The organism is bacterium (assembly GCA_026708015.1).
Taxonomy (GTDB): domain Bacteria; phylum Actinomycetota; class Acidimicrobiia; order Acidimicrobiales; family Bin134; genus Poriferisocius.
In genome coordinates, this window is the sequence record JAPOVT010000015.1 from 1 (window position 1) to 9,022 (window position 9,022).

At 63.2% G+C, this 9,022-nt stretch carries 9 protein-coding genes; 6 read left to right on the forward strand and 3 right to left on the reverse strand.

All coding sequences use genetic code 11. The features are described 5' to 3' along the window. Positions 1 to 31: 31 nt before the first annotated feature. Positions 32 to 931 (reverse strand): helix-turn-helix domain-containing protein, encoded by a 900-nt coding sequence (locus OXG30_03175; GenBank protein MCY4133901.1) that lies wholly within the window; start codon positions 929 to 931, stop codon positions 32 to 34. Positions 932 to 1,100: 169 nt separating this feature from the next. On the opposite strand from OXG30_03175, the gene OXG30_03180 reads away from it, so the two are divergent. The 6 genes from OXG30_03180 to OXG30_03205 all read left to right on the forward strand — a co-directional run bounded on the left by OXG30_03180 (position 1,101) and on the right by OXG30_03205 (position 7,738). After that, positions 1,101 to 2,162 (forward strand): carbon-nitrogen hydrolase family protein, encoded by a 1,062-nt coding sequence (locus OXG30_03180; GenBank protein ID MCY4133902.1) that lies wholly within the window; start codon positions 1,101 to 1,103, stop codon positions 2,160 to 2,162. After that, complete coding sequence (locus tag OXG30_03185) at positions 2,159 to 3,481, forward strand: ABC transporter substrate-binding protein (protein ID MCY4133903.1); 1,323 nt, start codon at positions 2,159 to 2,161, stop codon at positions 3,479 to 3,481. The genes OXG30_03180 and OXG30_03185 overlap by 4 nt, the downstream gene beginning before the upstream one ends. Positions 3,482 to 3,500: 19 nt before the next feature. After that, entirely contained in the window at positions 3,501 to 4,358 is an 858-nt protein-coding gene (locus OXG30_03190; GenBank protein ID MCY4133904.1) for a branched-chain amino acid ABC transporter permease, read from the forward strand. Next, positions 4,345 to 6,078: an ATP-binding cassette domain-containing protein gene (locus OXG30_03195; protein ID MCY4133905.1), complete on the forward strand. Its 1,734-nt coding sequence runs from the start codon at positions 4,345 to 4,347 to the stop codon at positions 6,076 to 6,078. The genes OXG30_03190 and OXG30_03195 overlap by 14 nt, the downstream gene beginning before the upstream one ends. Continuing rightward, positions 6,075 to 6,842: an ABC transporter ATP-binding protein gene (locus OXG30_03200; GenBank protein ID MCY4133906.1), complete on the forward strand. Its 768-nt coding sequence runs from the start codon at positions 6,075 to 6,077 to the stop codon at positions 6,840 to 6,842. Before OXG30_03195 ends, OXG30_03200 begins: the two co-directional genes overlap by 4 nt. Before the next feature lie 80 nt (positions 6,843 to 6,922). Next, a complete protein-coding gene (locus OXG30_03205) occupies positions 6,923 to 7,738 on the forward strand; it encodes a phenylacetaldoxime dehydratase family protein (protein ID MCY4133907.1) in 816 nt (271 codons plus the stop codon). 8 nt (positions 7,739 to 7,746) lie between these two features. Here OXG30_03205 and OXG30_03210 read toward each other — a convergent pair whose 3' ends face one another. Further along, a complete protein-coding gene (locus OXG30_03210; GenBank protein ID MCY4133908.1) occupies positions 7,747 to 8,595 on the reverse strand; it encodes an extradiol ring-cleavage dioxygenase in 849 nt (282 codons plus the stop codon). After that, positions 8,595 to 8,915, reverse strand: coding sequence for an aromatic ring-opening dioxygenase subunit LigA (locus OXG30_03215; GenBank protein ID MCY4133909.1), 321 nt, complete (start codon positions 8,913 to 8,915; stop codon positions 8,595 to 8,597). The genes OXG30_03210 and OXG30_03215 overlap by 1 nt, the downstream gene beginning before the upstream one ends. Positions 8,916 to 9,022: the final 107 nt, after the last annotated feature.

Genomic DNA, 9,022 nt, shown 5'->3' on the forward strand with positions numbered 1-9,022 from the left:
GACCACATCAAATGAAAACCATCACGACCGGTTACACAAAAAAACTGACAGACCCCCGAAGCTTGAATCCATGCATGTGAGCGATCTCGGTGATTGTGCGGGCTGCCAAGTTGGGGCTCAAGAGGTCGTCGTGACATCGGGCGAGGCGTCGTTTGATCAGGTAGCGGTTGACTGTCATGCCGTGTTCTTTGAATATCGCGTGAAGGTAGCGAACCGATATTCCCACTGCTGAGGCGATCTTCGTGGGAGTGAGGTCTGGGTCGAATGCGTATGCGTTGATGTAGGTGCACGCTCTGAGGAAATGCTGTGTGTGCTTTGCCCTTGAATTGTCGCTGCCGAACTGGTCGGCAAGCGCTACTCCCAAGAGGTCTAGTGCGCTGGTTGCGAGTTGGCGGGAAACTGCGTTGTCCTCGCCGAGGGCGATCGGCTCCAGCGACCGCAGGAAGGAGGATACGGGGGCGGTCACTTTGCTGTCGTTGGCCATCCGGATGGCAGTTAGGTGCTCGGGGGCGGGACAGCGTTCGGTCAGAAATTGGCGGTCGAATTGCAGCACCAGCATCTCGAATTGCTCCCTCATGATGAGGTCGTAGGGGCGGGTGGTGTCGTACATTGCGAAATCGCCGGGCCGCAAGATCGCTTGGCGCTCGTCCTGCTGCACGACAGCTTCACCGCGAAGTTGAACGGACACGAGCACTTCGTCTCGGGGTTCCGCGCTGATGAGCGCAGGGGAGCGTTGTACAGCGTGGGGTTCGGACCGAACCCGGCTTAGCGTGAGCGGGCCCATCTTCGCCATCGCAATCTCGGCGTGGAATGGATTTTCCGACGGCAGTGTCTCGGACTCCAGGCGGACGTAGGCGGTGCAAATCACTTCATGCCAGAAGTCGAATCGCTCCCGTGGCGCTACATCGTCGGTGTTGGCCGAAATGCTCACGTTCTGCGTCCCCTGCCCTCCGCTTCAGCCGAAGTGTGCGCTTAGAGACAAAAGACTACACGTTCGCAGGGAAGCAAACCGAGGGACGCGGGCTTACCTTCAACGCGATGAAGGGCACTGGGTCTGCTCGCGTTCCTCGAGCGGGCTGTCGACGTCGGAGGAATTACCCATGACTACACCCGAGCCGTTTGTTGCCGCCGCTGTGCAGTCTGAGCCTTGTTGGCTGGACGCCGACGCTGGAGTCGAAAAGGCGGTAGCCCTGATCTCCGAGGCTGCCGCCAGCGGTGCCAAGCTCTTGGCTTTCCCGGAGATCTGGATTCCTGGGTATCCCCACTTCATGTGGCTGGGCCCGCAGGCGTGGGGTATGCAGTTCGTCCCCCGGTATCACGAGAACTCCCTCGTGGTCGGTAGCCCTGGGTTCGACCGCCTAGCGAAAGCGGCGGCCGACAATGAGATCAACGTGGTTGTCGGGGCCAGCGAGAAGGATTACGGGTCGCTCTATATGGCCCAGTTCGGGTTTAGCGCGACCGGAGACGTCCTGTTCGCACGCCGCAAGCTCAAGCCCACCCATGTGGAGCGGGCGCTGTTCGGCGAGGGGGACGGCAGCCACCTGCATGTCGGTGAAGTTGAGGGAATCGGTCGACTCGGGGCGCTCAACTGTTGGGAACACCTCCAGCCGCTGACCAAGTTCGCAATGTACAGCCAGGGCGAGCAGGTCCATGTTGCCTCCTGGCCTTCGTTTTGCCTCTACAGAGGCGGGGCCTATGCGCTGGGCGAAGAGGTCAACATGGCAGCCACCCAGGTCTACGCGGTCGAGGGATCGGCGTTCGTACTCGCGGCGACCACGGTTACCGGGCCTGCGGGGATGGAGCTCTTCGCCCAATCGGACGAGCAGGCCGCATTGCTGGGGGGCGGGGGCGGGGGGTGCAGCCGTATCTTCGCACCCGACGGCCAGGTCATCTCCAATCTGCTCGATGAGCACACCGAGGGGCTTGTGTACGCCGAGATTGATCTGTCGCTCATCCCATTGGCCAAGGCCGCAGCTGATCCTAGCGGCCACTACTCGCGCCCGGATGTCACCCGGCTGCTGCTTGACAAGCGACCGCAACCCGCCGTGGAGACGATCGGCACCAACGACAACGCACCCTGCCCTGGACAGGTTGGCCAGGAAAGCGGAGACCCCGAAGACCAATACCAATCCATCTCAACTGACTCCGGGAGGAACTCATGAAGAACCATTCAAAGCTGCTCGTGTTGCTGGCAACGCTGCTTGCCCTTGTCTTGGTGGCCTCAGCCTGCGGCAACGACGATGACGACACCGATTCGGCCGCGACCGACAAGCCGACCGCGTCCGCGGCAACTGAAACACCCGCGGCTACCGAGGCACCCGCGGCAACTGAAACACCCGTTGCTACCGAGGCACCCACTGCGACAGAGGCTCCCGCTGACGCGCCTGTGGAAGCGACCGGCGAGCCCATCAAGGTGGGCAATGTGAGCTCGCTTACTGGTGGCGCTCTCTTTCCGGAGGCCTCCGTGGCGGCCAAGGCGGTATTCGACCGAGTTAACGCCGGCGGCGGAATCAACGGGCGACCAATCCAGTTGGTCGTCGAAGACGACGCGGGGACTCCCGAAGGCGCTGCTACCGCGGGTCGCAAGCTAGTGGAGCAAGACAATGTTGTTGCCATGGTCGGTTCGGCCAGCACACTGGAATGCGCGGTCAACTCGGCCTTTTACGCTGAGAAGGGGGTCTATTCGATCCAGGGCACGGGGGTAGACCCGCTTTGCTTCTTGTCGTCGAATATCTCCCCGGTCAACACCGGTCCGTACGCCGGAATCACCGTGTCCCTCTTCTACGCGTCCGAGACCCTCGGACTGGAGGACGTCTGCAACGTCAACCTATTCGTCATACCCGATTTGGCACCGGCATTCGACGCCGCAGTGGAGAGATGGGAAGCACTCACCGGCAAGACCCTCACCCTGAGGGTCGGAGCCGCCACGCTGGAAGACGACCCCACGCCGCTCATGCTGCAAGCCCGAGATGCCGGATGCGACGCCGTGGTGATCGACGGCGTCGAGCCCCACGCCCTAGCGGTGGGACGGGCAATCGAGTCCCAGAGCCTGTCCGACATAATCTGGATCGGCCTCACCTCGTATTACACCGACTCGATCGCCTCTCAACTCGGCAGCGCTGGCAATGGGCTGCGGGCCAACTCGGAATTCGAGCCATACGGGTCGGACTCGCCCGTCTTAGACGATTGGAGGTCGCTCATGACCGACGCTGGGGTGCCGCTCACGTCGTTCGCCCAGGGGGGCTACATCGCGGCCACTATCTTCGTCGAGGCATTGCGGGGCATCAACGGGGAGATCACCAGAGAGTCGGTTGCCGAGGCGATGCGAACCCTGGAGCCGTACGAGACTCCCTTGCTGGGAACGCCCTACACCTTCGGCCCGGGAGAGACCCACGCCCCCAACCAGGCATCCAAATTCGTTGAACTGAGAGATGGTGAGTGGGTGACCGTGGCCGACGACTGGGTCATCCTCCCCGGGTAAGGCCTCCTGGGAGCGGCGGATGCTCACCTTGGTGGTAGCCGGGCTCGCGGCGGGCGGCGCCTACGCGATCTTCGGGGTGAGCATCGTCGTACTCCACCGCATGACCGGAGTGGTGAACTTCAGCCAAGCCGTCGTTGGAGCGTTCGGTGCCTACTTCGCCGCTGTCTTATACGGCCGCGGTTGGGATTTCCTGCCCGCGGCAGCTGCGGGAGTGGCCTTGTCGGCGGTGATCTCTGTAGCAGTCGGGCTGATGTTCGCCCGGCTGTTCAGCGAAGCCGACGGAGCGATCCGCACTGGCGCCATGATCGCCGTCACCGTGGGGCTATTCGCCGTCGGCTTCCGCTTCTTCAGCGACACTCCCCGCAGTGTGCCAGTGATCTTCCCCAGCGCATCCCGCACGGTGGGTGGGGTTGTCGTAACAGCGGGAACGGTGATCGTGCTGCTCGTAGCCCTGGCCACCGTCTTGCTGATGGGATGGGTGCTGTCATCCACCCGAGTGGGGACACAAGTCAGAGCCATCTCAGAGCTGCCGGTGGTAGCCGAATTGCTCGGCGTTCCGCTGTTCGCCCGCACAGCGCTGGTGTGGGGATTCACCGGCTTGGTGTCGGCAGTGGGAATGATCGTGGTGGCCTCAAACTTGCCGGGGAGTTTCTCCAGCTTGGGCTTTCTCATCTTCCCGGCCATGGCCGCCGCGTTAATTGGGGCGTTCCAAAGCCTGTCTTTGGCACTGGTTGGCGGCGTATTAGTCGGAGTCGTCGAAGCAGTGTCTTCCTATCGGTCGACCTGGGCCGAATACCGGGGAGCAGTCCCGTTTCTGATCGCGCTGGTCGTGTTGTTGTGGACTCAGCGCCACGAGGTGTGGGATGCGGCGCGCTGACTTCGCCTGGTCTGCGCCATTCGGTTTCCGGCGCACCGACCTCGCCGCTTCCGCCTTGTATATCGCGGCTGCCATTGCAATAGCAGGGTCGGCAAATCCGTTCTGGCTGTTCTTGCTCACCAGCGCGCTCATCACAGCAGTGGTAGCGGTGAGCGTCGGGGTGATCTACGACAACGCCGGGCTCTTGTCTTTGTGCCAAATGTCGTTCGCGGGAATGGGCGCATGGACAGTCGGATGGCTGAATCTGAAGACATCGCTTCCCTATCTGGCCATGCTTCCCTTCGCCGCCCTTGTCCCGTTCGCCGTAGGGATATTGGTGGGCGTCCCCGCCTTGCGCCTCCGCGGACTCAACTTGGCCGTGTTCACCCTGGTGTTCAGCGCAGCAGTGGCCCGGGTCGTATTCGCCGACGGCTTCCCCGGCCTCATCGAGGGTAACCGGGTGCGCCCCCCGGGTTTCGCCAGCAGCGAACCCGGCTTCTTCTTGTTCTGCGCGGCGGTACTCGGGTTTGTCGGCTTGGCAGTGGTCGTGCTGCGCCGCTCCCGTACCGGGCGGTGGTGGTTCTCGGTGAGGCGCAGCGAGCGGGCCACCGCGGCCATGGGCCGCAGCGTGGTTCGGACGAAGCTGTCCGCATTCGCAGTGAGCGCGGCCATTGCCGGGCTCGGAGGCGCCCTTTTGGTCGCGCTTCACGGGATCGTGAGCGCAGCCAGCTTCCAGCCGATCGAGTCCATGACCATATTGACGTCGGCACTGATGTTCGGCGCTGGCCACTTCGAGGGTGCGTTGCTTGCCGGGCTGTTCGGCCGCCTGATTCCCAATTTCCTTAGCGATCTCGGGCTTCCCCAAGACATCGCCCCCATGATTTTCGCCGTCGGAGGCGTATTGGCGCTGAGCCAGGGCGAAGGCGGCCTGTCTGCCGCACTGCGAGCCCTTATCAGCCGGCTGGGCCGTCCCCGCGAAACACCCGACCACAGCACGGCCGCCAGCCCCCTCCCGGCGTGCCGGCTGTCGCGACTTCGCGGGGACGGCCCAATGCTCGACATCCAGAACATTGCTGTGTCATATGGCGCGGTCCAAGCCCTCGACGATGTCAGCTTGACGGTGACCGAGGGGCGGTTCGTCGGCGTGATCGGCCCGAACGGCGCCGGCAAGTCAACTTTGGTCGATATCGTGAGCGGATTTCTTGCCAGCAGCCAGGGGCGGGTAATCCTCGACGGGATGGACATTTCCTCGCTGCCCCCGCGCAAGCGAGCCCGGATGGGCATGCGGCGAACCTTCCAGCAGGGCCTCACCCCCCGCGACCTGACTGTGGGCGGCTATCTGGATCTCGCCGGTTCCGGGTCCGGACTGCCGGTCGAAGAGGCGGTCTCGTGGTTCTCACTTCCGCCCGCCTCTACTCCGGTCGCCGCTTTGGATGTGGGTTCCCGGAGGATCTTGGAGGTTTGCGGAGCGATCATCTCCCGGCCGAAAGCCGTACTGTTGGACGAGCCAGTCGCCGGGCTGGCCGGACACGAAAGGGAGCGATTCGTCGATGCCCTCGCCCAGGTCCCGATCACACTGCACACCGCGGTGCTGTTGATCGAGCACGACTTGGACGTTGTGGCCTCGTTGTGCGACACCGCGATCGTGTTGGACTTCGGCCGGGTCATAGCGGCTGGCACCCCTTCGGAAGTTTTGTCCAACCCCGACGTCGTGGCCGCCTATCTGGGACGGGCATCGTGACCCGGCCAGCAGCTCCAGCCCCAGGAGCGGCGCTGAGCGTCGAGGAATTGCAAGTCAACCGTCTGGGCCAGCCGGTCGTCCGGGGAGTGGACTTAACGGTGAAAGCGGGAGAGGTGACGGTGTTGTTGGGCGCGAATGGGGTAGGCAAGTCCACCCTGTTGGACGGCATCAGCGGCGTCATCCCCACCAGCAAAGGCCGGGTGCTCATGGGCGGGGCCGATATCACTCGGTTCTCTCGGCGGCGGCGAGTGGCACTCGGATTGTCCTATGTGCAGCAGGGCCGGACGGTATTCCCCAACCTCACCGTGGAGGAGAACCTCCTCGTCGCTGCGCATCGGCCGGATCAGGCATTCGAGCTGTTTCCTGAGCTTCGGAGCCGCGCCACAGTCAAGGCGGCAAACCTGTCGGGAGGCGAGCAGCAAATGGTCGTACTGGGGCGGGCGCTATTGCAGCAACCCCGAGTGCTGCTGATCGACGAACTCTCATTGGGCTTAGCGCCCGCCATCGTCGACCGGATGCTGGCCGCAGTGGCCGACATGGCTGCTGACGGAATTGGGGTGCTGCTCGTAGAGCAGTTCGCCGACCGAGCACTGGCCTTGGGCCAACACGCCACCGTCCTCGCTCGGGGATCGGTGGCGCTCCAGGGCAGGGCCTCAGAAGTGCGCCGCCAGCCTGACCGACTTCAAGCGGCCTATCTCGGCGACACTGAGGAGGCCCCTCGCCCCGCAATCGGATCGAACGGTGAATGCAAGGAGGATCCATGACCGCCAACAGACCTGAAGGGCACACGCCACAAGCCCCAGCATGGACCGCAGTCGGACTCCCCGAGGCAACCGTCCATTCCATGCTCTTCGCAAGAAATCCCCGCGAGACCTCAGCTGCCCACGGGCTCTTGACCGCATTGACTTCTGGCGATAGCACTCCTGCCCACTTGGAGCGGGCCAGGGTGGTCAACGATGACGTTCCGGTTGCTGTTTTTCTCGGCTACTGGGACGACCCTGCCGCCTACGGGCTATGGCGAGATCGCCCTGATGTGAAGACCGTCATGGCTTTACCAGGAGTGCTTGAAGAAGCAGCGTTCATTCCCTCAGATCGCTGGGAGACGCTTCATTCCACCGACCAAGTCACCCCGGGAGTACGTAACCTCAGCCCAGCCGAGCACACTGACGTTCACGAGTATTGGGGGGCCGCTCGAGACCGGATACCGGCAAGCGCCGATTCAGATCTGTCCTCTGAACCCCGTGCGGCGGCACCCACCAACCTGTGCCTTATCCGATCAGGGCAGGTCTGGCATCACTGCGGCAAAGATGAGCGAACCCTTTACTTCGAGCAGGTAGTCCCCAACTTGGAAGCGGGGATCGAGTTCCTCGCTCGAAACCCCGACACCGGCTGCATATCCAGCCGCTTTCTGCGGGAGCAAACCCTCGACGGGGAGGACTTGGAGTCCACGAGCTTTGTCGGCTGGTTCCGAGACTTGGCGTCGCTGGAAGCTTGGTCCCGCTCCCACCCAACCCACCTGGCCATTTTCGACTCGTTCTTAGCGATGGTCGGCGAGCTCGGAGGGCAGACACAGCTCCGCCTCTGGCATGAAGTCTCTGTGCTGCCGGTCGGCAGCATCACCCTCGGCGGCACCAATCGGTCCCCTTTGGCCGACTTGTGAGCTGCCCCTCAGGGCGTTTTGGGCATCGGATCGTTGCCCCATAGGTTGTAGCTGGCGATGGTGCAGCTGACGGCGAAGATGGGGATGGGTTCGCAGAAGTGGACTGTGCCGGGGGCTCCTGCGGCTGCCGCGCTGATGCAGATGAATGTTCTGATCTCGAACCCTCCTTGGCCGGCGTCGGCATACACGGTCAAGTCGTCATAGCCGAGCAGTGCGTCCCGGTCGTTTCGACACCATCGGTCGAGGAAGTCGCGGTCCCAGGCCTCGTTGATCTTGCCGGAGTCGGGGGTGGCGGGCCAGTGGGATATGCCCCCGGTGCCCACGATGGCGATTTTTTCGGGAACGGCGTCGGCGGCTCGGCGTAGCGACTCCCCGAACGCCCAGGCCCGGTGCAGGGGGGTGAGCGGCGGGCCCTGGCAGTTGATGTTGGCCGGGATGATGGGCATATCGAATCGGGGGGTCAGAAAGTGGAGGGGGACGGCGATGCCGTGGTCGAACTTCCACTCTTCGGCGTAGGCGACATCGGAGGTCTGCATCACCTCGGTGATGATCCGCTGTGATAGGTCGCGGTTGCCGGGGGCGCGGAATTTGTCGATGCCCAGCCATACGGCGTCCTCGATGGGTCCGTCGTAGAAGTCGGCCATGCCGATGGCGAAGCTGGGCATGTTGTCCATGAAGAAGTTGGCGAAATGCTCGGCGGCGATCACGATCAGCGCTTCGGCGCCGCTGGCCTCGATGTCTTCTCGCATCCGGCGAAAGGCGGCGTAGAAACAGTCGCGTACTTCGGTGTCCGCCTGGTCGGCCCGTCCGGTGATGCCCGGGGCATGGCTGCAAACTCCTGCGTAAACGAGCGCCATCAGGCCTCTCCCACTCCCTTGTAGCCGGTCATGGCGTATACCCCTTCGCGTACCGGGCCGTGCTTGGCGATGCCGTCTCTCATGCGCTGGAGGTAGTCGGCCCACTCGATCTGATGCAGTGCTGCGAAGTGCATCAGGATCTGGCCGTTCACTCCGAGGTGGAACAACAGCCCGATGTCGGGCTCCACCAGGGCCTCGATCTCCTCATCGGTCAGCTCATACCCGGTGAGCACGCCGCGCCGATCAGCGTGGTATTGCTGCTGAATTCCTTCGTCGCGGTTGAGCTCGTAGAGGAACTTCTGCACGTAGTAGAGACCCATATCCATCAGCCTCCCAGCTTGGGGATGCTGTGGGTGTCGAGGGCGATACTGATGTTCTTGGTCTCCATGTAGAAGTCGAAGCTCCAGTCGCCGCCGTCGCGGCCGAT

Bases quoted from the DNA above. Each gene is read 5' to 3' on its own strand.
- OXG30_03180 (MCY4133902.1), top strand. From the start codon at position 1,101: ATGACTACACCCGAGCCGTTTGTTGCCGCCGCTGTGCAGTCTGAGCCT.
- OXG30_03185 (MCY4133903.1), top strand. From the start codon at position 2,159: ATGAAGAACCATTCAAAGCTGCTCGTGTTGCTGGCAACGCTGCTTGCC.
- OXG30_03190 (MCY4133904.1), top strand. From the start codon at position 3,501: ATGCTCACCTTGGTGGTAGCCGGGCTCGCGGCGGGCGGCGCCTACGCG.
- OXG30_03195 (MCY4133905.1), top strand. From the start codon at position 4,345: ATGCGGCGCGCTGACTTCGCCTGGTCTGCGCCATTCGGTTTCCGGCGC.
- OXG30_03205 (MCY4133907.1), top strand. From the start codon at position 6,923: ATGCTCTTCGCAAGAAATCCCCGCGAGACCTCAGCTGCCCACGGGCTC.
- OXG30_03210 (MCY4133908.1), bottom strand. From the start codon at position 8,595: ATGGCGCTCGTTTACGCAGGAGTTTGCAGCCATGCCCCGGGCATCACC.
- OXG30_03215 (MCY4133909.1), bottom strand. From the start codon at position 8,915: ATGGGTCTCTACTACGTGCAGAAGTTCCTCTACGAGCTCAACCGCGAC.